This window comes from Gordonia otitidis (genome assembly GCF_020735545.1).
Taxonomy (GTDB): Bacteria; Actinomycetota; Actinomycetes; order Mycobacteriales; family Mycobacteriaceae; genus Gordonia; species Gordonia otitidis.
In genome coordinates this window covers 3,645,810-3,670,509 of the sequence record NZ_CP085974.1, presented here as the reverse complement: position 1 = coordinate 3,670,509, position 24,700 = coordinate 3,645,810, and the positions used below count along the sequence as shown (strand labels likewise).

General features: G+C 65.4%; 21 protein-coding genes. 12 read left to right on the top strand and 9 right to left on the bottom strand.

Going from position 1 to position 24,700, the window contains the following annotated elements; genetic code table 11:
• Positions 1-615 (bottom strand): TetR/AcrR family transcriptional regulator, encoded by a 615-nt coding sequence (locus tag LK459_RS16705; protein WP_227919663.1) that lies wholly within the window; start codon positions 613-615, stop codon positions 1-3.
• Between the two features lie 334 nt (positions 616-949).
• Between LK459_RS16705 and LK459_RS16700 the strand changes: the two genes are divergently transcribed.
• Together LK459_RS16700 and LK459_RS16695 are read left to right on the top strand one after the other, a co-directional pair.
• On the top strand, positions 950-3,052 hold the full coding sequence (locus tag LK459_RS16700) for an oxidoreductase (protein ID WP_227919662.1): 2,103 nt from the start codon (positions 950-952) through the stop codon (positions 3,050-3,052).
• 23 nt (positions 3,053-3,075) lie between these two features.
• Positions 3,076-4,731 carry an amidohydrolase gene (locus LK459_RS16695; protein WP_227919660.1) on the top strand — a complete coding sequence of 552 codons (1,656 nt, stop codon included), beginning with the start codon at positions 3,076-3,078 and terminating at the stop codon, positions 4,729-4,731.
• 38 nt (positions 4,732-4,769) lie between these two features.
• Here the strand turns inward: LK459_RS16695 and LK459_RS16690 are convergent, their stop codons facing one another.
• Positions 4,770-5,723, bottom strand: coding sequence for a LysR family transcriptional regulator (locus LK459_RS16690; RefSeq protein ID WP_227919659.1), 954 nt, complete (start codon positions 5,721-5,723; stop codon positions 4,770-4,772).
• 134 nt (positions 5,724-5,857) lie between these two features.
• Here LK459_RS16690 and LK459_RS16685 point away from each other — a divergent pair, with 134 nt between their 5' ends.
• On the top strand, positions 5,858-7,378 hold the full coding sequence (locus LK459_RS16685; RefSeq protein ID WP_227919657.1) for an APC family permease: 1,521 nt from the start codon (positions 5,858-5,860) through the stop codon (positions 7,376-7,378).
• A 64-nt stretch (positions 7,379-7,442) separates the two neighbouring features.
• Here the strand turns inward: LK459_RS16685 and LK459_RS16680 are convergent, their stop codons facing one another.
• Both LK459_RS16680 and LK459_RS16675 read right to left on the bottom strand, forming a co-directional pair.
• On the bottom strand, positions 7,443-8,984 hold the full coding sequence (locus LK459_RS16680) for a GMC family oxidoreductase (protein WP_227919656.1): 1,542 nt from the start codon (positions 8,982-8,984) through the stop codon (positions 7,443-7,445).
• Positions 8,981-10,417 (bottom strand): purine-cytosine permease family protein, encoded by a 1,437-nt coding sequence (locus LK459_RS16675; RefSeq protein WP_227919654.1) that lies wholly within the window; start codon positions 10,415-10,417, stop codon positions 8,981-8,983. Before LK459_RS16675 ends, LK459_RS16680 begins: the two co-directional genes overlap by 4 nt.
• A gap of 298 nt (positions 10,418-10,715) precedes the next feature.
• Between LK459_RS16675 and LK459_RS16670 the strand changes: the two genes are divergently transcribed.
• Positions 10,716-12,212, top strand: coding sequence for an aldehyde dehydrogenase family protein (locus LK459_RS16670; protein ID WP_227919653.1), 1,497 nt, complete (start codon positions 10,716-10,718; stop codon positions 12,210-12,212).
• Positions 12,213-12,340: 128 nt separating this feature from the next.
• Positions 12,341-14,005 (top strand): HNH endonuclease signature motif containing protein, encoded by a 1,665-nt coding sequence (locus tag LK459_RS16665; protein WP_407648605.1) that lies wholly within the window; start codon positions 12,341-12,343, stop codon positions 14,003-14,005.
• 101 nt (positions 14,006-14,106) lie between these two features.
• On the opposite strand, the gene LK459_RS16660 is transcribed toward LK459_RS16665, so the two are convergent.
• A complete protein-coding gene (locus LK459_RS16660) occupies positions 14,107-14,703 on the bottom strand; it encodes a TetR/AcrR family transcriptional regulator (protein WP_227919645.1) in 597 nt (198 codons plus the stop codon).
• 185 nt (positions 14,704-14,888) lie between these two features.
• Here LK459_RS16660 and LK459_RS16655 point away from each other — a divergent pair, with 185 nt between their 5' ends.
• Together LK459_RS16655 and LK459_RS16650 are read left to right on the top strand one after the other, a co-directional pair.
• Positions 14,889-16,652, top strand: a complete 1,764-nt coding sequence (locus LK459_RS16655; protein WP_227919644.1) for an acyl-CoA dehydrogenase — start codon at positions 14,889-14,891, stop codon at positions 16,650-16,652.
• 41 nt (positions 16,653-16,693) lie between these two features.
• Positions 16,694-17,455, top strand: a complete 762-nt coding sequence (locus LK459_RS16650) for an SDR family NAD(P)-dependent oxidoreductase (RefSeq protein WP_007240002.1) — start codon at positions 16,694-16,696, stop codon at positions 17,453-17,455.
• Between the two features lie 39 nt (positions 17,456-17,494).
• Here the strand turns inward: LK459_RS16650 and LK459_RS16645 are convergent, their stop codons facing one another.
• On the bottom strand, positions 17,495-17,941 hold the full coding sequence (locus LK459_RS16645) for an NUDIX domain-containing protein (RefSeq protein WP_227923820.1): 447 nt from the start codon (positions 17,939-17,941) through the stop codon (positions 17,495-17,497).
• Between the two features lie 147 nt (positions 17,942-18,088).
• On the opposite strand from LK459_RS16645, the gene LK459_RS16640 reads away from it, so the two are divergent.
• On the top strand, positions 18,089-19,789 hold the full coding sequence (locus LK459_RS16640) for a nucleobase:cation symporter-2 family protein (protein ID WP_227919642.1): 1,701 nt from the start codon (positions 18,089-18,091) through the stop codon (positions 19,787-19,789).
• Between the two features lie 35 nt (positions 19,790-19,824).
• Here LK459_RS16640 and LK459_RS16635 read toward each other — a convergent pair whose 3' ends face one another.
• Positions 19,825-20,163 carry a DUF2200 domain-containing protein gene (locus LK459_RS16635; RefSeq protein ID WP_040517551.1) on the bottom strand — a complete coding sequence of 113 codons (339 nt, stop codon included), beginning with the start codon at positions 20,161-20,163 and terminating at the stop codon, positions 19,825-19,827.
• Between the two features lie 104 nt (positions 20,164-20,267).
• Here LK459_RS16635 and LK459_RS16630 point away from each other — a divergent pair, with 104 nt between their 5' ends.
• The 4 genes from LK459_RS16630 to rsgA all read left to right on the top strand — a co-directional run bounded on the left by LK459_RS16630 (position 20,268) and on the right by rsgA (position 23,355).
• Positions 20,268-20,495: a hypothetical protein gene (locus LK459_RS16630; protein ID WP_007240006.1), complete on the top strand. Its 228-nt coding sequence runs from the start codon at positions 20,268-20,270 to the stop codon at positions 20,493-20,495.
• Positions 20,496-20,556: 61 nt separating this feature from the next.
• Entirely contained in the window at positions 20,557-20,943 is a 387-nt protein-coding gene (locus LK459_RS16625; RefSeq protein WP_007240007.1) for a VOC family protein, read from the top strand.
• A 44-nt stretch (positions 20,944-20,987) separates the two neighbouring features.
• On the top strand, positions 20,988-22,253 hold the full coding sequence (aroA, locus tag LK459_RS16620; RefSeq protein ID WP_227919640.1) for a 3-phosphoshikimate 1-carboxyvinyltransferase: 1,266 nt from the start codon (positions 20,988-20,990) through the stop codon (positions 22,251-22,253).
• 64 nt (positions 22,254-22,317) lie between these two features.
• A complete protein-coding gene (gene rsgA, locus LK459_RS16615; protein ID WP_227919639.1) occupies positions 22,318-23,355 on the top strand; it encodes a ribosome small subunit-dependent GTPase A in 1,038 nt (345 codons plus the stop codon).
• A gap of 80 nt (positions 23,356-23,435) precedes the next feature.
• Here rsgA and LK459_RS16610 read toward each other — a convergent pair whose 3' ends face one another.
• Both LK459_RS16610 and LK459_RS16605 read right to left on the bottom strand, forming a co-directional pair.
• Complete coding sequence (locus LK459_RS16610) at positions 23,436-23,651, bottom strand: TOBE domain-containing protein (RefSeq protein ID WP_005202233.1); 216 nt, start codon at positions 23,649-23,651, stop codon at positions 23,436-23,438.
• A 66-nt stretch (positions 23,652-23,717) separates the two neighbouring features.
• The gene (locus LK459_RS16605) at positions 23,718-24,692 is read right to left on the bottom strand and encodes a LysR family transcriptional regulator (RefSeq protein ID WP_227919636.1); all 975 of its coding nucleotides are present in this window, start codon (positions 24,690-24,692) and stop codon (positions 23,718-23,720) included.
• Positions 24,693-24,700 lie beyond the last annotated feature (8 nt).

The following is a 24,700-nucleotide window of genomic DNA, read 5'->3' as shown; positions in this document are numbered from 1 at the left end:
TCACGGCGCGAGCGTGCCGGCCAGGGCCGGGCAGTTCAGTGCCGTTTGCAGATACGTTGTGACCGCCGATCGCGCACGCTTCGCGTCGAGTGCGCCGTTGTGTCCGACGACATGGATGCCGCAGCCGTCCTCGAGGGCCACCACGGTCGTGGCGATGAGGTCGCTGTCGACCTCGGCGAAGACCTTCATCGAGATACCCGCGTCGATCACTTCGCGGTACAACGAGGATTCGAGTTCGAACAGCGACGACATCAGCTCTGCGTGGGCACTCACCCGTGCGCTGTGCAGATGGAGTTCGTAGAGTGCCGGCGACATCGGGTCCGCGGGATCGCAGATGCCGAGATCGATCAGAATGCGCAGGCGGGTGACGGGATCGGAACTCTGCGCGATCGCCATCCGCCGACTCTCGTAGAAGCGGTCGACGGCCGCTTCGTGTACCGCGAGCAACAATTCCTCGATACCGGGGAAGTAATAGCTGATCAGTCCGGGCGAGAGCCCTGCAGCGTCGGCGATGTCCTTGAGACGCAGCCCGATCAAGCCGCGCGCTGCAATGGCCGTGGTCGCGGCATCGACGATCTCGACGCGGCGCGCCTGTTGATTTCTGGGGCGTGCCATGGTTTCCGATAGTGCCCTGCCCATGCGGCAACGAGCAACCCCGACCGAGTCCAGAACCCCGACGCTGCTTCCGGAGTCCGGATATCGGGTGTCGGGTCTCGAGTTGCCGGGTTACATCGGTTCCGCCGATGAATCGGATCGGAAGTTCGCACGACGAGATGTCCGTAACAGGGCTGCCCTACATGTCGATCCGCGATACCGTCAGATCATTCTTTGCGATTGACATCAAAGAATCGCCGGAGTCCGACGCGTTCGGCTTCGGACGAGCAGCCCGCTTATCGCCCCAGCCTGGCCGACACTTTCTGTGTCGCAGCCATTCTCGACGGAGACACCCATGCGCGACCCTCGCTACGACGTTCTATTCGAACCGGTCACGATCGGACCGGTCACGGCCCGCAACCGCTTCTTCCAGGCGCCGCACTGCAACGGGATGGGATACCGCGATCCGTCAGGTGAGGCAGCAATGCGGCGTGTGAAGGCCGAAGGCGGGTGGGCCGTCGTCTGCACCGAACAGGTCGAGATCCATCCGACCTCCGACATCGGACCGTTCATCGAGCTGCGGCTCTGGGACGATCAGGACATGCCGGCGATTGCTCGTATCGCCGAGCAGATCCACGAGGGTGGTGCACTCGCAGGAATCGAGCTGGCACACAACGGCCTCAACAGTCCCAACCTGATCAGTCGGGAGACTCCACTCGCTCCGCAGCATCTGCCGGTCGTCTCCTGGAACCTCGATCCGGTGCAGGCACGCGCGATGACCAAGTCCGATATCGTCGATCTGCGCAAGTGGCATGCCGACTCGGTCCACCGGTCGCTGAAAGCCGGCTACGACATCGTCTATGTCTACGCCGGTCACGCCATCGGCGGACTCCACCACTTCCTGTCCCCCCGATACAACAACCGCACCGACGAGTACGGCGGAAGCCTGGAGAACCGCGTGCGTCTGATCCGCGAGATCCTCGAGGACACCCGCGAGATCGCCGATGGGAAAGCCGCAGTCGCGTGCCGTATCTCGGTCGACGAACTCCTCGGCGACGAGGGGATCACCCGAGCCGAGATGGAAGAGGTCTTCGGTCTGATCGGGGAGCTCCCCGACCTGTGGGATCTGGTGTTGGGCAGTTGGGAAGATGATTCGGTCACTTCACGATTCGGCCCCGAAGCCGAGCAGGAACCGTTCGTCACAGGTCTCAAACAGCTCACCACGAAGCCGGTCGTCGGCGTCGGACGGTTCACGTCCCCCGACACCATGGTCCGTCACGTACGCAGCGGCGTACTCGACCTGATCGGAGCCGCGCGACCGTCGATCGCAGACCCGTTCATGCCCAACAAGATAGAACGCGGCGATCTCGCGGACATCAGGGAATGCATCGGGTGCAACATCTGCGTATCCGGCGACTTCACGATGTCACCGATCCGCTGCACCCAAAATCCCACTATGGGCGAGGAGTTCCGACGCGGCTGGCATCCCGAACGTATCGCGGTCAAGGGTTCGGATTCGTCGGTGCTCATCGTCGGTGCCGGGCCGGCAGGTCTGGAAGCGGCTCGCGCACTGGGTAATCGCGGCTACTCGGTGACCGTCACCGAGGCGAGTCGAACGCTCGGAGGTCGTGTCGCGCGGGAATCCAAGCTGCCGGGACTGTCAGCGTGGATTCGCGTGATCGACTATCGCCTCCAGCAACTCGATCGGCTCGACAACGTCGACGTCTACCGCGAGTCACCGATGACCACCGACGACATTCTGGAGTACGGATTCGATCACGTCGTGATCGCCACGGGGGCGTCGTGGCGATCCGACGGCGTCGGTCGCTGGCACACACATCCCATCGAGGTCGATTCGGCTGCAGAGGTTCTCACCCCGGACGACATCATGGCAGGCACACGTCCGCGGGGACCACGTGTCGTCCTCTTCGACGACGACCATTATTACCTCGGTGCGGTGATCGCGGAACTGCTCGCCAAGGAGGGCTATGCCGTCACCCTCGTGACGCCGGTTCCCCAGGTCTCCCAGTGGACCACCAACACCATGGAGGCACACCGTATCCGAGCCAGGATCATCGAGGCGGGCGTCGAGGTCCGCACCGACACCGCGGCCACGGCGGTCTCGTCGAACGGTGTCACAACCGCCTGCAGGTTCACCGGGCGTACAGGCCATCTCGACGCTGACGCCGTGGTCATGGTGACCGCCCGTCTCCCCCACGACGAGTTGTACACCGAACTGCACTCGCGTAGTGACGACTGGTCTGCAGCGGGTGTGCGCGGTGTAACCGGCATCGGCGACGCCTGGGCTCCGTCGACCATCGCGGCGGCAGTCTGGTCGGGGCACCGCTTCGCCGAGGAACTCGACGCTCCCCGCAACGATGATCCGGTGCCCTTCCGGCGGGAGGTCACCCAACTGTCGATCGAGCCCGTATTCGGATCACCTGCTCCGGTCTCCTGAGCACTGGCCATCCCAGGGAGCACATGATGTATGCCGATCACATCATCACCAATGCCATGGTCTGGCAACCGCCGGGCGTCGCGCCCGCAGACACGGTGGCGATTGCCGATGGCGTCATCGTCGCCGTGAGCACCGGCGTCGACCGCGATCTCGTTGCCGCAACGACCGAGATGCATGACCTCGGCGGAGCGAGTCTGCTACCCGGCTTCATCGACGCCCATGTGCATCCGGTGGCGGGCGGGCTCGCGGCGCTTCGCTGCGATCTGTCGGAGTTGGCGCACGATCGCCGCGGCTATCTCGACGCCGTCGCCGCGTTCGCCAGATCGCATCCCGAAGCACCTGCCATCACCGGGAGTGGTTGGTACGGAGATGCTTTCGAGGGCGGGCTACCCACAAAGGCAGACCTCGATGCCGTCGTCGACGATCGCCCCGTCGTTCTCTCGAGTCACGACGGTCACGGTGTGTGGGTCAACGGGATCGCGCTGCGGATCGCCGGCATCGACCGCCATACCCCTGACCCGACCGGCGGCCGGATCGAGCGTGACGCCGACGGAAAACCGACCGGTGTGTTGTTCGAACGGGCTGCCGACGCAGTGCAGGCCCTCACGCCGGCGATCGACGACGCGACGTTGCGTGAGGCGCTGCTGGTCGCGCAGCGTCGACTGCACTCGGTGGGTGTCACCGGCTGGCAGGACGCAGGCGTAGACATCCCCGCCTTCGGCCTCTCGGACACTCTCGCCACCTATCTCGCCGCCGACGAGGCGGGCGAGCTCACTGCCCGCGTGTGCGGAGCACTGTGGTGGGCCGCAGCGTCGGGAGCCGGTCAGATCGACACGCTGCGCGAGCGGCGGGAGGCGGCTCGGACAGGGCGCCGATTCCATGTCGACACCGTCAAGGTGATGCAGGACGGAATCTGCGAGAACTGCACTGCGGCAATGCTCTCCCCGTACTCCAAGCTACCGTCGGGTGCCGATGCCATGGGACTGTCGTTCCTCGAGCCGGACGAGCTGAACGAGATCTGCTCGCTTCTGGCGACCGACAGGTTTCACATCCACATGCATGCGGTAGGTGACCGGGCGGTCCGCGAGTGCCTCGACGGTCTCGCGGCAGCGCGGACCGCGAATCCACGGTTCGCGGCGGTACATCAGATCGCGCATCTCGATGTCGTCGACCCGAACGACATCCCGCGGTTCGCGGCGCTCGACGTGATGGCCAACATCCAGGCGCTGTGGGCCCGCCGTGACACCGAGATCATCGAGCGCAAGCTCCCGCTGCTGGGTCCCGGCCGCGAGCGCTGGCACTTCCCGTTCGGTTCGATCAGCGCGGCCGGCGGTGCGCTCGCGATGGGCAGCGACTGGCCGGTCACCGACCCCAACCCGCTCTGGGCGATCCACACGGCGGTCAATCGCACCGGCTCGCAGTCGGATCCGCACGCGATCGGCGACGAGGCCCGCACCGTGCCGCTCGTCGGAGAGGAAGCGTTGTCGCTGCGCACCGCAGTGGACGCGTACACGATCGGAGCGGCCCGCGCCGCACACTGCGCGGACCGCTCCGGGTCGATCGAGGTCGGCAAGGACGCCGATCTGGTGGCGTTGTCGGGAGACATCACCGCGGTCGACGACATCGGTTGCCTGAGCGCGCGTATGACGATGGTCGGCGGAACGGTGGTGTCCCGGTGAGAACCGATCACGCTACGGTGCCAGCGGCCCACCATGTCTCAGCGAGAGGCCGCTGCGGCGCGGGATGCGGAGTCGCCGAACAGATCACGGCACAGTTCGGCGACCACCGCGGCGCGCCGCGTCGGCCGCGCGGCGATGGCGTTCAACAGGACCATGGTCAACGCGGGTGTCTCGTCGGCGATGGGTACCGCAGCGACCGGATGCCCGTCGAGAGCCGTCGGGACCGCCGACTTCAGGTTGAGCACCGTGTAGGCCAGCCCGCGTCCGACGAGTGCACGGCACGTCTCCACCGTCGTCGACCGATACCGCACTACGGGTTCCACGTCGGCGCTGGCGAAGACCTGCCGGAAGTAGTCGCGGCTGTGCGGGAGGTCGAGCAGCGCCATGGGCTCGTCTGCCAACTCGGCGAGCCGGATCTTCCGACGATTGGCCAACCGGTGCGAACCCGCGAGGAGTACGTAGGGCGGAACCCGCCGCAACGGCCAGCGCTTCAGGCGCGGGTCGTCGACGAGGTCGTATCCGATGCCCATCTCGAAGGTTCCGTTCGCGACACCTTCCGCGAGATCGGCGAGATCGACCTCCGTCGTCAGCAGTTCCAGGTTCGGAAGCTTCTCGGCGGCAACGGACAACAGTTCCGGAAGCAGGTAGGGAGCAATGACCTCGAAACATCCGATGCTGAGGGTCCCGGTGAGCGACCCGCCCAGTCCGTGTGCGACAGAACGAAGATCAGCCGCCGATGCCAACAGTTGACGACTCGCGACAAGGAGTTGGCGGCCCGCTGGAGTCAACGTGATCCCCTTGGCGTGATGCCGTACCAGAAGCTGGATTCCGAGCGCGCCCTCCAGATCCGTCAGCGCCGTCGACATCGCCGACTGGGACAGATGCACCGCCGAGGCCGCGCGCGTGATGCTCCCGGCCTCGGCCACGGCGACGAAGTACTCCAATTGTCGCAACGTGTAGTCGGCCACGACGCCCCTCACTGAGATCCTCATTGGCATCGGCTCCGTCGATGCCAATGCCGCACAACCTCGACTCTACAGAATTCTCATCCGGTCCGGACGCAGTCCGGTCACCGCACCGCAACCACATCAGACGCCGTCGCGTCGATACACACAGGAGCACGACCATGGGAATTACCCACACCGATGTCGGAGCGTTGACCCCCGACATCGCCCAGACACATACCGATCTCCGACATTCGTTGCGGCGCTTCGATGTTCCTATCATGATCCTGTCCGCCCTCATCAGTCTCGACATGGTCGGCGAGATCTCGTCGTTCGGCGGCGAGACGTTCACCTGGCTCGTGGTGTTGGCACTGCTGTGGATGGTCCCTTACGGCCTGGTGACGTCAGAGTTGGGAAGCGCGTTTCCCGACGAGGGCGGGCTGTTCGAATGGGTCAAGCGGGCGTTCGGTCGTCTACCCGCATCCGTCGCCACGGTGATGTACTGGTCGATCAATCCCCTGTGGATCGGCGGCTCTCTCGCCTTCATCAGCACCGAGGCATGGAGTTCGTTCATCCATCCCATCGACGCCGGCACCGGCGGCGACTACGTCTTCAAAACCGTGTTCGTGCTGATCGCCGCCGCCGTCACCCTGCTATCGATGCGCCAGGCCAGGGCAGTACTCAAACTCGGCACCTATCTGAAGTTGATCCTGGCCGCGGTGTTCCTGGTGACCACACTGGTCTACGGGATCCAGAACGGATTTCACGGGATCGGCTCTGTCACCTGGTCACCGACCCTCGGCGGATTCCTCGGTCTGGTACCCCTGCTCCTGTTCTCACTCGTGGGTTTCGAAGTGCCCAGCCAGGCAGGCGGGGAAATGCAGAATCCCCAGCGCGACGTCCCGCGCGGCATCGCGATGAGCGGATTCGTCGGCCTCCTCGTGTACGGGCTGCCCGTCCTCGCGCTCCTCCTGGTTCTGCCGACCGACAAGATCACCGGTATCGGCGGTTTCATGGCGGCACTCGACACCGTGTTCGGCGTGTACGGCTCTGCGGCATCGATCCTGGTGAAGATCGCGGTCATCGCGTTCATCGTCGCTCTCGGAATCACCGGTGCCACATGGGCGATGGCCGCCAATCGAGCACTGGCCGTTGCCGCCGGCGACGGTGGCTTCTTCCCGTTCTTCGCGAAGTTCGACGCCCGAACCGGCTCACCTCTGCGGGTCGGAGTGTTCACCGGCGCCATCGCGCTGGCGTTCATGGTCGTCGGCGTCGTCTTCTCCAGCGGCGACAGCGCTGCGACCTTCACCGTCGTACTCACCATCACCATCTCCACGTCGCTGATCGCATATCTCTTCGTATTTCCCGCTGCACTGCGGTTGCGCCTCAATCATGCGGATACGCCACGCCCCTACGCCGTCCCCGGCGGCACGGTCGGCATGGCGATCGCGTCCGGCCTGGCCACGTTCTGGGCAGCGCTAGGCGTGTGGGTGGCGGTCTTTCCCGGCACCCTCGAGAGCCTCTTCGGTCTCGACTACGCGTTTCTCGACACCTGGAAGGTCTCACGTATCCGGTTCGAGGTGTTCACACTCGGGACACTGGCTGTACTCACCGTCATCGCTGTCACCGGCTATCTGGTGGCGAGGGCTTCTCGTTCAAAGGAATCCATCACTTCGGAAGACGTAGAGGCACAGCTCTCCTGAAGCAACACAGAGGTTGCCCTGCGGGTCCGGGTACGGACCCGCAGGGCAACCTCTGTGTCCGACCTCAGCGAGCGGATTCGTCTGCGGAGATGAGCTCGGCGGCACGCTCGGCGACGCTCATGATCGTCCCGACCGGATTGACCGCAGTGAGCGTCGGGAACACCGATGCGTCGACGACGCGCAGACCCGATACGCCACGCACCCGCAGCTGTGGATCCAACACTGCCATCGGATCGTCGTCTGCACCCATCCGGCACGTACCGGACACGTGGTAGACCGTCTGGTGCGTAGCACGAAGGATCGCAGAGAGTTCTTCGTCGGAGGTCACGTCGGGCCCGGGAAACACCTCCCGGACAACCCATTCGGACATGGGTGCGGTAGCCGCGATGCGTCGAGCCGCACGGATGCCCGCGACGAGCATCGCCTCGTCGACGCCGTCGGGATCTGTGAAGTACCCGTAGTCGATGGATGGTGGGGTCGTCGAATCGGCGTCGGTGATCCACACACGTCCGCGGCTGCGCGGTGAGGCGACGTTCGGCGCGATCGAGACGATGCGCTCGGGTAACTCCACTCCGTAGCTCACAGCGTGGTCGGCGACAGCCTCGACCGGGAAGTGCATCAGGACGTCCGGACGTGCCGGACTCGAGTCGTCGACGCGGAGCGCAGCACCCGCATCCCATCCCGTCGCACAGGTCGACGGGATGTCGCGGTCGGTCTCCCAGACGATGAGACCCTCCGCGTGATCCATGAGGTTCTCGCCGACACCCGGCGAAGCGACACGAACCGTCACCCCCGCCTCGGCGAGCACCTCTTGCGGGCCGATCCCCGATCGTTGCAGTAGCGCCGGGGTGGCGATCGCGCCAGCACAGACGATGACCTCACGCGTCGCGCGATGCTCGCGCTCCGTGCCGTCCGGAGCCACCGTCCGCACTCCCACCGCGCGCTCGCCGTCGAAGATGATCGAGTCGGCCAACTCGTGGAGCAGCACGGTCAGATTCGCGCGCTCGGCCATCGGGCCGTGCAGGTAGTGCACCGACGTCGACGATCGCAGGTTGGTGTCCGGGGTGTACCCGATCTCGAAGAATCCCGCACCCTCCCCCGTCCTGGCGAAGTCGTCGTCGCTGTTCCAGTTCTCTCGTGCCGGGAGGTCGAGTGCTGTCCGAGCCGCCTCGACGACGTCGGCGACGTAGGGGTTGCGGTCGCCCTCCGCGACTGGGCCTATCGGCGTCGCGAGACGGTCGAAGCAGCGGCCGAGGGTGTCGGCATCCCAGCCGTCGGCGCCCAGCGCGACCCACTCGTCAGTGTCTGCCCGTAGCGGCCGCCAGGTGATCATTGTGTTGGCTGTGGCACAGCCTCCCAGGATGTGCATGCGCGCCTGACGGATTCCCGAGTTGCCCCGTACCTGCGGGACGCTGCGGTAGTCCTGGTCGTAGTCGCTCTCGAGCATCTCCGCCCAGCGTCGTATCGATCGCGCACGCGGCTCGTTCTCGTCACTCGGACCCGCCTCGATGACCGTGACACCGACCGTGGGGTCCTCACTCAGGCGCGAGGCGACGATGCATCCTGCGGTCCCACCGCCGACGACGAGGTAGTCGGGGTCGGTCACGCCACCGACTCGCTGCTCAGTTCCGCCGCTGCGGGGATAGTGCTCTTGCGGGTCGTCATGAGTACGTAGTAGAGCGGGCAGATGACCGCCAGCCCGACGATCCACGAAATATCCACCCCACCGAGGTCTTTCGCGATGGGGCCCGTCCACAACGTGGTGGACAGGAACGGGATCTGCACCAGGATGCCGAGCACATAGCAGGCGACTGCGACCCAGTTGAATCGTCCGTAAACGCCACCGTCACGACGGAACAGCGAGTCGATGTCGTACTCGCCGTGGCGGAGCAGGTAGTAGTCGACTAGGTTGACCGCGGTCCACGGGATCAGGACACACAGCAGGAGCGAGAGGAAGTTTGCGTAGTTGGCCAGGAAGTCGTCGGCGCTGAGGAGCGCGGGCAGCATGGCGATCGCGAACAACACTACTGCGATCACTGCACGACTCACCGCCTGCGCGCGCCAACGCGGAAAGATGTTCTGGCCCACGGTGATCGTAGAGAGTGCCCCACAGTAGAGGTTCATGCCGTTGGTGACGCTGATCCCGACGGCGAAGACCAAGAACAGCCCGGTGGAGATTCCGTGAGTCAGCGTTCCCATTCCGTCGAGTGTGTCGGCACTCGGCAAGGCCGCTCCGATCAGGACACCGAGCAGCATCGGCAGCACCGAGCCCAGGACGCAGCCGGCGTAGGTTGCCCAGAACGCCGTCTTGACACCCGTGTCGCGCGGTAGGTAGCGCGTGTAATCGGAAACGTAAGGAGCGTATGCGATCTGCCACAGCGCCGCGGCGGAGAAGGTCGCCATGAATCCAGCCCAGGTGAACCCGCTGCTGTGCCAGGTGTCGGTGGGCAGTCCATTGACGGCAAGCATCCAGACGAAAGCCAGCAACAGCGCGAGACCTGCGACCACCGAGAGCAGGGCGGCCATCGAGTGGATCAGCTTGTAACCGATCATGGTCACGACGACGCTGATCGCGCCGATGATGAAGATCGCCCAATTGTCGGGCAGTCCCGTCACTTCCGCGAAGGCCTTGCCTCCCAGCACCGCGTTCGACGCGAAAAAGCCCAGGTACATGAAGACCACGAGTACGACGACCAGAAGGCTTCCCAGAGAACCGAATTGGGCTCGGGTCTGGAGCATCTGCGGTACCCCCATCTGTGGCCCCTGCGCGGCATGCAGCGCCATGACGACCCCGCCGACCAGATTGCCCGCGATCACCGCGAGCGCCCCCGCCCAGAAAGGGAGACCGAAGACGGTGGTGGCCAATGCACCGGTGATGATCGTCAACAGCATGATGTTGGACCCGAACCACACGGTGAAGATGTCGCGCGCTCGTCCGTGGCGCTCGTCGTGCGGAATATGGTCGATGGTTCGGCGCTCCACCGACGGGGCGGTGCCGTCCGGTGAGGTGGTGCTCGGCGGTGTGGTGGTGCTGTTCATCGGAAGAAGACCTTCGCTCGAGTAGGAGTCGATCGAGTGGAACGTCAGATGCGTCCCAGCCACGTCGTCGGGGCGGTGAAGCCAGTATCGAGGTGACACCCATCACCGGGAAAACAGAAAGTTCCGGGGTTTTACATATGCAGAACAGATGACCTGCGGCCGGAGCCACACGGGCGTCGTGCCGTCATGAGCGCACAGCCCGTGATGACCGTCAGTTCGGCTATACCGATGCAGAAGTTCAGTTAATTCGGCGCTTCCTGATCTACCGTATTCGAACTCGACGAGCCACCATGGAACGATGACCGATCTCCCCGACCTCACCTCGATCGACTGGTCCGCCCGTGCCGCCGAGATCACCGCGTGCACAGACGCATTCGTCGACGGGCAGTGGACGCCCGCCCACTCCGGCGCGACGTTCGACGTCGTGAATCCGGCGACGGACGCCGTGATCGCCGCCGTGGCCGCGAGCGATGCGGACGACATCGACACCGCGGTCGCTGCTGCGCGCCGCGCATTCGACGACGGCCGCTGGTCGCGACTGTCGGCCGCGGAACGTGGTTCGGTGCTCATCAGGTTCGCGGATCTGATCGAGCTGCACGCCGAAGAACTCGCACTGTTGGTCACGTTGGAGATGGGCAAGGCGATCCGCGATTCCTACGAGGTCGAGGTACCCGGCGCGGCCGGAGTTTTTCGGTTCTACGGCGAGGTGGCCGACAAGGTCCCCGGAGAACTGCCGCCCACGGCGGATGGCAGCGTGGCAATGGTCCGCCGCGTGCCACTCGGCGTCGTCGGAGCGGTTGTGCCCTGGAACTTCCCACTCGACATAGCGGCGTGGAAGGTCGCGCCCGCGCTCGCCGCAGGCAACACCGTCGTGCTCAAACCCGCCGAGGAGAGTCCGCTGTCGGCTCTGCGCATGGCCGAGATCGCCGTGGAGGCGGGAATCCCGCCAGGCGTCTTCAACGTCGTGCCGGGCCTAGGCGCAACGGCCGGTCGAGCACTCGGCCTGCATCCCGACGTGCAGTGCCTGACGTTCACGGGGTCAACCGAAGTCGGCAAGAAGTTCTTGAGCTACAGCGCCGAATCGAATATGAAGCAGGTGTGGCTCGAATGCGGCGGTAAGAGCCCCAATCTCGTGTTCGCCGACTGCGCCGATATCGACGCCGCTGCTGAGATGGCGTGCTTCGGCATCTTCGGCAATCAGGGCGAGGTGTGTTCTGCGAACAGTCGCCTGCTGGTGCAGCGCGAGATCCACGACGAGTTCGTCGCCAAGGTCGTCGACAAGGCTGCCGCGTACCGGCCGGGCGATCCGCTCGATCCGGCGTCGACGACCGGCGCGATGGTGACGCGCAAGCACCTCGACCTGGTACTCGGCTTCGTCGAGAAGGCGCGTGGTGATGGCACAGTCGTGACAGGTGGCAGCCGCATCGGTGACACCGGATGTTTCATGGAACCGACCGTCGTCGTCGACCTACCACCGGACTCGACGGTGATGACCGAGGAGATCTTCGGGCCGGTACTGGCGGTGGCAGCCTTCGACACCGAAGACGAGGCCGTCGCGCTGGCCAACGACACCCCGTACGGACTCGCAGCCTCCGCGTGGACGTCCGACCTCAACCGCGCGATGCGCATGTCGGAGCAACTCCACGCGGGCACAGTCTCGATCAACACCGTCGATGCACTCTCTCCCGGAACGCCTTTCGGCGGTTTCGGGGCTTCAGGCTTCGGCTCCGACCTGTCGGTCCACGCGATCGAGAAGTTCACCGGTTGGAAAACGACGTGGATCGCGCGGGGCTGAGAGCTGCCCGAATCACTCGAACTCTTGTTCGTGGAACACCTGGACATCAACACGCCGCGCGAGTAACATAGAACACATATTCGATCGGTTCGAATTCGTTCTGGACAGCGCCGGGGGGGGTGAGTCAGGTGGGTGAACGCAAGCGTCGGGTGAGCAGTCAGATCCTCGAAACCAGCTTGGCCACGGCCCAACCCGGAACCCCCGATGGCGCGGCCAAGGACGCGCTCGACCAACTCGGTGCGGCGATCGATCGACTTGCCGACCTGGACCTGGGCACGGTCTCCGACGGAGTGCTGGCCGAACTGTCCTCGCGCACAGAGCAACTCGCTCGGCGTACCGCTGCAGCCACCGATCGCACAATCGTCGAAGCCTCCGACCGAGACCTGCCATTCAAGCTCGGCTACCGCGACGTCCGCAGCTTCATGTCCCGCCATCTGCACATCGGACACGCACCTGAGCGGTACCGAGTGATCGCTGCGACGGGCACATTCCACTCGGTCACCGACGACACCCTGGAACCCCGATGCCCAACGCTTGCGCGACATCTCACTGATGGCACGGTGGCTCCCGCACACGCTCGCGCTGTGCTCGACGTGCTGGAGAAGATCCCTCACGGCACGCCGATCGACACGCGCATAGCCGCCGAGATCCAGATGAGTGACTACGCCACCCATTTCACCCCACTGGAGATCACCAATCTCGGTGCCAGACTGCTGGCGCATCTCGACCCGGACGGCACGATCACCGATGACGCCGACCGTCAACGGCAACGCCGACTGTCACTCGGTCGGCAGAACGCTCAACTGATGTCCCGCCTGACAGCCGACCTCGACCCGGCCACGCGCGCCCGCCTCGACGTCGTGTTGGACGCATGGGCGCAGCCTGGCATGAACAATCCTGCCGACCCCGACTCACCGCGCGGATCGCTCGCAGACGCCGATCGCGACGCGGTGGCGGCCGCCGTCGAGCGCGATTTTCGCAGTGCCGGCCAACGCAACCACGACGCACTCTCCGCCCTGCTCAAGCTCGCACTGGAAACCGGAGCCCTCGGCAAGTCCCATCGCGGCCTGCCGATCCAGGTGATCGTCAAAACCACTTTGCGCGAGCTACAGGAGGGCGCCGGCCTCGCACAGACAGCGGCAGGTGCCCTGCTCCCGATCAAGGATCTGATCGAGATGGCCGCCGGCGGAGCGCAACAGTACCTGGCGGTGTTCGACGACCACACCAGCGTGCCGCTCTACCTTGGCCGGTCACGCCGACTCGCCAGCCTCGGGCAACGCCTCGCGTCCTTCGCCGCCGACGGTGGCGAGATGTGTTCGGCGCCAGGGTGTACGCAACCCGCAACCCGGGTCGAGATGCATCACGCAGCCAGGGATTGGGCCGAGGGCGGACTCACCAACATCGACGAGCTCGCGCCCGCCTGCGGAATCCACAATCGGATGGTCGGAAGCAGAACGGGCCAGTACCGTACCCGCATCATCACCGAAGGCCCAGACGCAGGACGAGTCGCATGGCGCCTGAATTCCCGACCAGATCTTCCGCCCAATCCCGAATACGTCAACCGGGCAACCGATGTCGCGAGTGAGTTCCGAGACCACCTCGGCCGCGCCCGCACTGAACTCTTCGACGCACATACACCGACTCCACCTCCACCAGTATCGGAGTGCCCGACCGCAAGCATCGTCGAGCGACAGCTGCACGCGACGCTGCTGCCGTTCGCCGGCCGCAGCAATGTTCACCTATCGTTGAGCCCCGGCACGATCGACTTTGCCAACGCACCTCCGGCTGCCTGACTATCGCCCACACCACTTCCGCACGCCCCTTCCCCGCAGTGACGATCGTGCGTGTCGGCGTTCCGTTGGCGAGAAATGTAGCGCGACAACGTGATCAATTGTCACGCAGCACGTGCAAGTGCCATCCGAAGCGCTATCCGCGCGTACGCCTCGCCCAGCGCTGCCGGATCGCGATGCTCGCGGCTGGGAAACCACCGGCACACGTCGACGCACAACGACGAGATGGCGAGCACCACATCGTCGGGGTCATCGGCCGCGAACTCGCCGGACGCGACGCCCCCGACGACGATGGTCGTCAGAATCGCAGTCGTCTTGCGTCTGACCGCACTGATGGATCGGTAGTGCTCAGCGCTCAGCGCGCCGAGTTCGTACTGGACCACCTTGGCGAGCTCGTGGTGTTCGGCCTGCCACCGGGCAAAGGTACTCACCACCACGTCGAGGCGCACCGCATACGGCAGGCTCGGGTCGTCGACGTCACGCAACGCCTCGTACACACTCCGATGGCCATCGAACGCGATGGAATACAGCAGCTCCTCCTTGGAGCGAAAGTGCGGATACATCGCGGCGGCACTCATGTTCAACGAGGCCGCGATCTGACGCGTCGAGGTCCCCGCGTATCCGAGCTGGGCGAACGACACGACCGCTGCGTCGCGGATGCGCTGCGCTGCGGCCGACTCCCGCGTCGCCATACCCGTCATCCCCGCTGCTCCGTCATCCCCGGCTGCTCCGTCGTACCCGTTGTTCCCGTCACGTGGTCCACCCTCCTCGTCCTCGGCCTTCCGGATGGTTGACCTCGGCCGGTACACCAGGCAGTATAAGCGAGTGCTCAGAAAATGAGCGAGTGCTTAGGCGTCACAGAGGAGTGCCGCCACAGAGGAGTGTCATGGCCGAACCGATCTCCAAACGCGACCTCGAGTTCATGCTCTACGAGTGGCTCGACGTCGAGTCGCTCACCAAGCGTGAACGCTTCGCCGAACACTCCCGCGAGACATTCGACGCCGTGCTCGAGCTCGCCGCCGACCTCGCGACCAAACGATTCGCGCCGGTCAACCGCCTCGGCGACACCGTCGAGCCCTACGTCGGCGACGACGGCGCGGTGGTCATGCCCGAGGAGATCCGGTCGGGCATCGCCGAGTTCCTGAAAGCAGGACTCGTCGCGGGTTCCTTCGACGAATCGCTCGGCGGAATGCAACTGCCCACCGTGGTGAGCCGCGCGGCGCAGGCATGGTTCCAGGCGGCCAACGCGGCGATGTCCTCGTATTCGTTCCTCACGATCGGCAACGCGAACCTGATCGCCGAGTACGGCACTCCCGAGCAGATCGACACCTGGGTGCGCCCGATGGTCGAGGGTCGGTACTTCGGCACCATGTGCCTCTCCGAGCCCCAGGCCGGGTCGTCGCTCGCCGACATCACCACCAAGGCAATCCCCGCAGACGACGGCACTTACCGGATCACGGGAACAAAGATGTGGATCTCGGCAGGTGATCACGAAATGGGCGAGAACATCGTGCATCTCGTGCTCGCAAAGGCTCCCGGCGGCGGCCCGGGCGTCAAGGGGATCTCGCTGTTCATCGTGCCCAAGTATCTTCCGGACGGTACCCGCAACGACGTTGCCCTGGTGGGCCTCAACCACAAGATGGGACAGCGGGCGACCACCAACTGCCTGCTGAACTTCGGTGACGGCACCTACGGCGACCACGCCGTCGGCTACCTCGTCGGCGAGGAACACAAGGGCCTGCAGTACATGTTCCACATGATGAACGAGGCGCGCATCGGCGTCGGATTCCTCGCCACCGCACTGGGGTACGCGGGATATCTGGCGTCACTCGAGTACGCAAAGGTCCGCACGCAAGGGCGTCCCGTCGACCACAAGGATCCCACCTCCAAGCCTGTGCCGATCATCGAGCACGCCGATGTCAAGCGCATGCTGCTGGCGCAGAAGTCCTACGTCGAAGGTTCGCTCGCTCTGGGCCTCTACTCGAGCGCGCTCGTCGATCAGCAGCAGACCGGCGACGCCGACGAGGCCGCCCGCGCAGGCCTGCTTCTCGACGTCCTGACCCCGATCTCCAAGTCATGGCCGTCGCAATGGTGTCTTGCGGCAAACGATCTCGCCATCCAGGTCCTCGGCGGCTACGGCTACACGCGCGAGTTCCCGGTCGAGCAGTTCTATCGCGACAACCGCCTCAACCCCATCCATGAGGGGGCGCACGGCATCCACGGACTCGACCTGCTGGGCCGCAAGGTCGTCATGAACGGCGGCGCAGGACTCGAGCTGCTCGCGAACACGATCGGCGAGACCATCGACAAGGCCGCAGCAACAGCCGCAACAGCCACCTTCGCCGACGAATTGCGCAGCCGTGTCGAGCGACTCGTCACCGTGACCGGACAGGTGTGGTCCGCGGGCGACGTCGCGGTCTCGCTGGCCAACGCGACCGCATACCTCGAGGCAACCGGGCACATCGTCGTCGCATGGATGTGGCTCGAACAGGTCCTCGCGGTCTCGGACAAGACCGGAGACTTCTACGACGGCAAACGCGCTGCCGCGCAGTACTTCTTCACCTATGAGCTCCCGAAGGTGGATGCACAGTTCGACCTCCTTGCATCGCTCGACCGCACGACCCTCGACGCACGTCCCGAGATCTTCTGAGCCGCAACACGTCCCCGCCTGATCAACCCAGGAGAGATTTCATGTCAGTCCTCGATCTGTTCACCGTCACCGACAAGGTCGTCGTCGTCACCGGCGCGTCGTCGGGCCTCGGCGTCAGCTTCGCCACTGCCTTCGCGGAGGCGGGCGCCGACGTCGTGCTCGCGGCCAGGCGCGCCGACCGACTCACCGAGACGGCCGCGAAGGTCGAAGCCCTCGGACGCAAGGCGCTGTCGGTCGCCGCCGACGTGTCCGAGCCCGCCGACTGTCAGCGTGTGATCGACAGCGCGGTCGAGACCTTCGGTCGCGTCGACATCCTGATCAACAACGCTGGCATCGGTACGGCGGTGCCCGCAACACGTGAGACGCCCGAGCAGTTCCGCTCGGTCGTCGACGTCAACCTCAACGGGTCGTACTGGATGGCACAGGCCGCAGGGCGTGTGATGGGGCCGGGCAGTGCGATCGTGAACATCTCCAGCATTCTGGGGCTGACCACCGCCGGACTCCCCCAGGCCGCCTATGCCGCCAGTAAGGCCGGAATCATCGGCTTGACGCGCGATCTCGCCCAGCAGTGGGGATCGCGAAAGGGCATCCGGGTCAACGCGATTGCCCCCGGGTTCTTCGAGAGCGAGATGACCGACACCTACGCGCCCGGCTACATCGATTCACAGATGCCGCGTGTTCTTTTGGGGCGCATGGGCGACCCTGCCGAACTCGCCGCCACCGCCATCTGGCTCAGTTCGTCCGCTGCCGGCTATGTCACCGGGCAGACGATCGCCGTCGACGGAGGCATCACGGTCACCTAGAGGCAAGACCGTCGTCACCCGCGGACGGCGTGCGGCCGGTCATGTCCCGTCGGAACTCAGCAAATCCTCGAGTCGATCGATGAATTCGGCCTGAGCCGGATTGAGTTTCACACGCGCGACGTCGGGTGAGCACCACTGGGCGCGATCGACCTCGGGGAACATCTGCGTTCGCCCCGACCGCGGCGGCCACGCCATCTCGAACGTGTTGCTGGTGACGCTCGCGGCGTCCAGGTCTCCTTCGACAGCGAATGCGGTGACGATCTTGCCGCTCTTCTGCCGAACCTCGCCGAGTTCGAGTACGTCGCCGGTCGGCGCCGGATGTCCGAGTTCCTCGCTGAACTCGCGGCGAGCGGTGTCGAGCGGAGCCTCGCCCACCTCGGGCAACCCCTTGGGCACCGACCATGCGCCGTCATCCTTACGCGCCCACAGCGGACCGCCGGGATGCGCGATCAGCACCTCGAGTCCCGTGCCCGCGCCGCGGTACATCAACAATCCGAAACTGTGTCGTCCACCGTTCTGCGCAGCGTCAGTTCGAGCCATAGAACCCAGTGTGGCGGAGAATATATTGTCGCGGAAACACATGCGTCACGCGATTGCGTCATACCGGAAACGTCCGAACCGTACACACAGTGCATGACCGTTCTCGACACGATCAAACACGGCAGGAAGTCGACCCGCCCGGTCGACGACATCCCCCCGCTGGCACGCCTGTTCCCTCTCGGGTTGCAGCACGTCATGGCGATGTACGCGGGAGCGGTCGCCGTGCCACTGATCGTCGGCGGCGCGATGGTCGGTGCGGGCCAGATGCGCTCCGACGAGATCGTCCACCTCATCACGGCCGACCTCTTCGTCGCGGGTATCGCCACCATCCTGCAGGCGGTCGGGTTCTGGCGTTTCGGTGTCCGGCTGCCGTTGATGCAGGGCGTGACATTCGCTGCGGTCGGTCCGATGATCACGATCGGCCTCAACCACGGGATCACCGCGATCTACGGATCCGTGATCGCGTGCGGCGTCTTCATGATGCTGGTCGCACCGATCGTGGGACGTCTGATCCGGTTCTTCCCACCGCTGGTCACCGGCACCATCATCCTGATCATCGGCATCTCACTGATGAGCGTGGCGGCCGGCTGGTTCGGCGGCGGTACGGCGAAGGGCGCCGACTTCGGAGCACCCAAATCCATCGCATTCGGCTTCCTCACGCTGCTCATCATCATTCTGCTCGAGCGGCTCGGTCCGCCCGCCGTCAAGCGCATCTCGATCCTGCTCGGCCTCATCGCAGGGACGTTGATCTCGATCCCGTTCGGGATGACGGACTGGAGCCACGTCGGTTCGAGCTCGTGGTTCGCCGTCCCCGAGCCCTTCTATTTCGGATTCCCCAGCTTCGACGTCAGCTCGATCATCGCGATGATCATCGTCGCGTTGGTGATCATGACCGAGACCACCGGCGACATCGTGGCGGTCGGCGAGATCGTCGACGAGAAGATCACCCCTCAGCGGCTTGCCGACGGCATGCGTGCCGACGGTGCGGGCACCGTCCTCGGCGGCATCTTCAACACGTTCCCCTACACAGCCTTCGCCCAGAACGTCGGGCTCGTGGCCATCACGAACGTCAAGTCACGCCACGTCGCGACCTGTGCCGGCGTGATCCTCGTGATCCTGGGACTCGTCCCCAAGATGGCAGCGATCATCGAGGGCATCCCGCAGCCGGTCCTCGGCGGTGCGGGCGTCGCTCTGTTCGGCATGGTGGCCGCCAGCGGAGTGCGGACGCTGACCAAGGTGAAGTTCAACAACTCCAACATCCTGGTGGTCGCGATCTCGGTGGGCGTCGCGATGCTGACCGAGGCGAGCCTCTCGTACACCAACGACTCGGGTCAGGACATCGCTCTCGACCTGTACGGCAAGTTCCCCGACTGGTTCCAGACGATCTTCCACTCGGGCATCTCCGCGGGCGCGATCTGCGCAATCGTGCTGAACCTCGTCTTCAACTGGCGCAGCACGTCCCCCGATCCCGTCGACTACCACAACACCGGCGAAATCGACGTCGCGGGCGACAACGTCGGCATCTCGGGTTCCGACGCCCCACGCGGCGCTGCGTTCGACCCACGCGACGCGCTCGCCGCCGCAGACCCCAACACGAGTCCGGAGACCCTGAAGATCCTGGCCGAGCACGACGCGGGCCTGCACCCGTTCATCGTCACCAATCCATCGGCGCCCAAAGGCCTGTGCGATTGGATCCGGGCACAGGGCGACCCGAAGGTGGAGCGGCTCTTCGACAAGTGGGACGACGTCACCGACGGCAAGTTCTCCAGCCGCGGGCAGGACGCGCCCGCCTGAGACCCGCCCGGTCGCTGCACCGTCAGCCGAGGCCGCTACCGCAGCACCTTCTCCATCGCCTTACCCTTGGCGAGTTCGTCGACGAGCTTGTCGAGGTATCGAATCCTACGCATGAGCGGGTCGTCGATCTCGTGAACTCGTACGCCGCACACGACACCGGTGATCAGTTCGGCACGTGGATTCAGGTGCGCTGCATCGAAGAAGTCGCGGAACGTGGTACCGGCGGCGAGGTGGCGCGCCAACGCCGCGTCGTCGAATCCGGTGAGCCATTCGATGACCTGGTCGAGTTCGGCCTTGGTCCGTCCTTTGCGTTCGAGCTTCGCGACATAGAGCGGATAGACGTCGGACACACTCATTCCGAATACGCGTTCCATGGCGGACTACGGTAGCGGTAGTCGTAGCCGCAGCCGCAGCCGCAGCCGCAGCGAGGATCTCGTGGTTGCACGCACGTCGGCCGGAACAGACCTATCGTTGATGCATGTCAGACAGCCCTGAATTCGACGGCATCGACCCGGAGGTCGACGACCCGGACATCCCGCATGACCAACCACACGAATCGGCCTTCGCCTTCGGCGATGCCAAGGCCATCGGCGAGACCGACCGCATCGCCCGGGAGAAGGCCATCTACGAGGCCGGCCGCCACGGCAACGTGGTGAACAGGGGCCACGCCCTCGGCGGTACCAGCGGCACCACCGAAGGCCAATAGCTCATCGACGCGCCGTCGCCGCTGATGTCCGACTCGCGGGTAACCGTGTAGACACGACGTCATGGAGGTTCTGAGCAGTCGCATCCTGTTGCGTTCCCGCGACCCCGAGACACTTCAGCACTTCTACCGGCACAAGCTGCACCTGGCCGTCGCGCGTGAGTACCCGGGCGGACTCGTCTTTCACGCGGGCAACGGCTTGATCGAGGTGCCCGGCCACATGAGTACAGATCTACCCGACGGGCACGCCAACGGTGCCGCACTCTGGATTCAGGTTCGTGACATCACCACCACCCAGCGCGAGCTGAGGGCCGTTGGCGTGGAGATCGTCCGGGAGGCGTTGACCGAACCGTGGGGCTTGATTGAGATGCACATCGCCGACCCCGACGGACGAACCCTCATCCTCGTCGAGGTCCCCGCGGACCATCCGTTGCGCTTGGACAACCGCTGAACTGGACGTCCGGGTGCGAGACCGCGGCATGCAAGACTGAACGCATGAGTATCTGGACGGCTCCCGTCGCCGACGGCCACATTCGCGCCACCGTCGACCTACCCGGCTCGAAGTCCATCACGAACCGAGCCCTTGTGCTGGCCGCGCTCGCCGACGGCCCGTCGACAGTCACCGGAGCCCTGCGCAGTCGAGACACCAACCTCATGCTGTCGGCGCTCACCGAGCTCGGCATCGGCGTGCGCGTCGATCCCGCCGACCCGACGACCGTCTCCATCGAGCCGCGGCCCATGCACGCGGGCGAAATCTTCTGCGGCCTGGCGGGCACCGTCATGCGCTTCCTTCCGCCCGTGGCGGCACTGGCCGGCGGCGACGTGGCCTTCGACGGCGACCCCCAAGCGCGACAGCGCCCGCTGGCCACCATTCTCGACGCCCTGCGCCATCTCGGAGTGGGCGTCGACGGCGACAGTCTGCCCTTCGTCGTGCACGGCGACGGGCATGCCGAGGGCGGCACGGTCACGATCGACGCCTCCGGATCGTCGCAGTTCGTGTCGGGTCTGCTACTCGCGGCCGCCCGCTTCGGCAACGGGATCACGGTGCAGCATGCGGGCGCACCGGTGCCGTCACTGCCGCACATCGACATGACCGTCGAGATGCTGGCCACCGCGGGGGTCGTCGTCGACACGTCAGTCCCCGATACCTGGCGGGTGCCCCCGAGCATCATCAAGGCTGTCGACGTCACCGTCGAACCCGACTTGTCCAACGCGGCAGCGTTTCTCGCCGGTGCCGCTGTCTCCGGAGGTGAAGTCGGCATCCCCCGCTGGCCCGCCACGACCACGCAGCCGGGTGCACAGATCGCCGATATCCTCGCCGAGATGGGTTGCACCGTCGAGCTTCTCGACGGTGTGCTGACGGTCCGCGGCCCCGACCGACTGTCGGGCATCAACCGCAACCTGCGCGACATCGGCGAGTTGACACCGACGATCGCAGCGGTCTGCGCACTCGCCGAGGGCGAATCGGTGTTGAGCGGCATCGCGCATCTCCGCGGACACGAGACCGATCGACTCGCAGCGCTGGCCAGCGAGATCAACAACCTCGGCGGCGACGTGTCGGAAACAGACGACGGGCTCGTCATCAGACCGGTCCCGCTCCATGGTGGACAGTGGAATTCGTACGCAGACCATCGTATGGCGACAGCGGGTGCAATCATCGGACTCGCCGTTCCCGGCGTCACCGTCGACGACATCGAGACCACGTCGAAGACACTGCCCGACTTTCCCGGCATGTGGCAGCAGATGGTCGGACACCCGTGACCGGTAGCGCGGCAATGCTTTCCACCTCGATCCCGCTCCCCGCCGGTTCGGAGCGAGGACGCAGATGAGTCGCCGCGCGAGTAGCTACGACGAATCCGATGTACGGATTCGTCCCGGCAAGGGGAGCCGGCCGCGCACGAAGACCCGACCGTCGCACGACGACGCCGTGCAGGCGATGGTGGTCTCCGTCGATCGCGGACGCTGGGGATGCGTCATCGGCGACGATCCCGCGCACCGCGTCGTCGCGATGCGCGCCCGCGAGCTCGGCCGCACACCCGTCGTGGTCGGCGATCAGGTCTCGCTGGTGGGCGACCTGACCGGCGACGCCGGCAGTCTCGCGCGGATAGTGAAGGTCGCGGAACGTCGAACAGTGTTGCGACGCACCGCGGATGACACCGACCCGTACGAACGGATCGTCGTCGCGAATGCCGATCAACTACTGATCGTGACCGCAATGGCCGATCCTCCCCCACGCACCGGCTTCGTCGAACGCGCGCTGGCTGCGGCGTACGTCGGGGGGCTCTCGCCGATCCTCTGCCTCACCAAGACAGATCTGGCGTCGTCGGACGAGTTCGCTGCCGCCTTCGCCGATCTCGACCTGCCCGTCGTCCGCGCGGGCCGCGACGATCCGCTCGACGACGTGCTCGCGATTCTGGAGGGGCATCTCACCGCATTGATCGGACATTCCGGAGTCGGCAAGTCGACGCTGGTGAATCGACTCGTGCCCGACGCGGAACGGGCCACCGGCGTGGTCAGCGGAGTCGGCAAGGGACGCCACACCTCGACGCAGTCGGTGGCACTTCCACTTCCCGGCGACGACGAGAAGCCGCGGGGCTGGGTGATCGACACCCCCGGCATCCGCTCGTTCGGCCTGGCCCACATCAGCGCGGACGACATCGTCAACGCCTTCGACGATCTCCACGAGGCCATCGAGAACTGCCCGCGCGGCTGCACCCATCTCGGGCCGCCCGCGGATCCGGAGTGCGCGCTCGACACACTGACCGGACACTCGTACCGCCGCGCCATGGCCGTACGGCATCTGCTGCGCGCGGTGTCCGGGGGCGACACCAGCGACCCGGGGACCGAGTCCGACACGACGTGAGCCCGGTGCTGTCGGCGCGAATCCGGGTGCCGTCGGCGTACATCCGGGTGCCGTCGGCGCGAATCCGGGCGCCGTCGGCGCTAGTCGGGAACGCCGATGCTGACCTCGGATGCTTTCACGAGTGCGAACACCCGCGAGCCCTCGGCGAGACCGAGCTCCTCGGCGGCCTCCTTCGTGATCGAGGACGTCACGATCTGATCGCCGCCGTCGAGGCGGACCTTGATCGTCGCGTTGACGGCGCCGAGCGTCACCGAGACCACCTCGCCTGCGAGCTGGTTGCGGATGGAGAGTTTCATCGCGGGTCCTTCCGATTCGATGTGCAGCGTGTGTCGATGTGGAGCGTGTCGCCATGCGGCTGTCGTTCACGCTGTCACATCCGATGGCGGCCCGCACACCTCTCGGACGATGTCGAGTACCGCGCTCGCGGCAGTCGTCAGACTCCTGCTGTCGGAGTGTGCCACGTAGATCACCCAGGTGAGGTCGCGGTCGACGCAGGACGCGACCCCAGCGTCGGCCTGGACAGCAGCGACGCTGGCGGGCACCGCGGTGACACCGAAACCACTGCGCGCCAACTGAATACCGAATACCTGATCGGCAACCTCGATCACCGAGTCCCGCCGCGGGATCTGCCTGTCGATGATCGTGCGTGTCCCCCATCCCGGCGGGTAGTCGATGACACGCTCATGTTCGAGGTCGTCGGCGACGAATCGTCCCGCGCGTGCGAGCGGATGGTCGGGATGTGTGACCAGCACCAGTGGCTCGGCGGCAAGCGGATACGCCGTGATACCCGACTGATCCTCGACGTCGCCGCCGAGCAACGTCAGATCGAGGCTTCCGTTGCGTAGGAGACGTACGTTGCCCGCACTCCCTTGTGGGCTCTGCCGCATCGCGATCGAGATGCCCGGATGGCGCCGGTGGACGACCTCGAACGCGCCGGCCAGGTCGATCGTCGCGACGTTCACGAGCGCACCGAGCACAACGTCACCACGGACCTCACCACGCAGCCCGGCGATCACGTCGTGCACCTCGTCTCGAGCACGCAACGCCTCCCGGGCAGGGGCCATCACGGCGCGGCCTGCGTCGGTGAGCACCAGGACAGTGCGCGTGCGGTCGAAGAGTCGTACGCCGAGTTCGCGTTCGAGCTTGGCCACGCCCGTCGAGACCGCGGACTGCACCACGTGCAGCGACCGAGCCGCCGCGGTGAACGTCCCCTGGTCGCAGCAGGCGAGGAAGTATTCGAGTTGACGCAGTTCCATGCTGATTCTCCCGGCGCTATCGAGGACAACAGGATCGGACGTCGAATCATCAACAGACGAGATGTCCGTATCGAAATCCATCGCTTTTC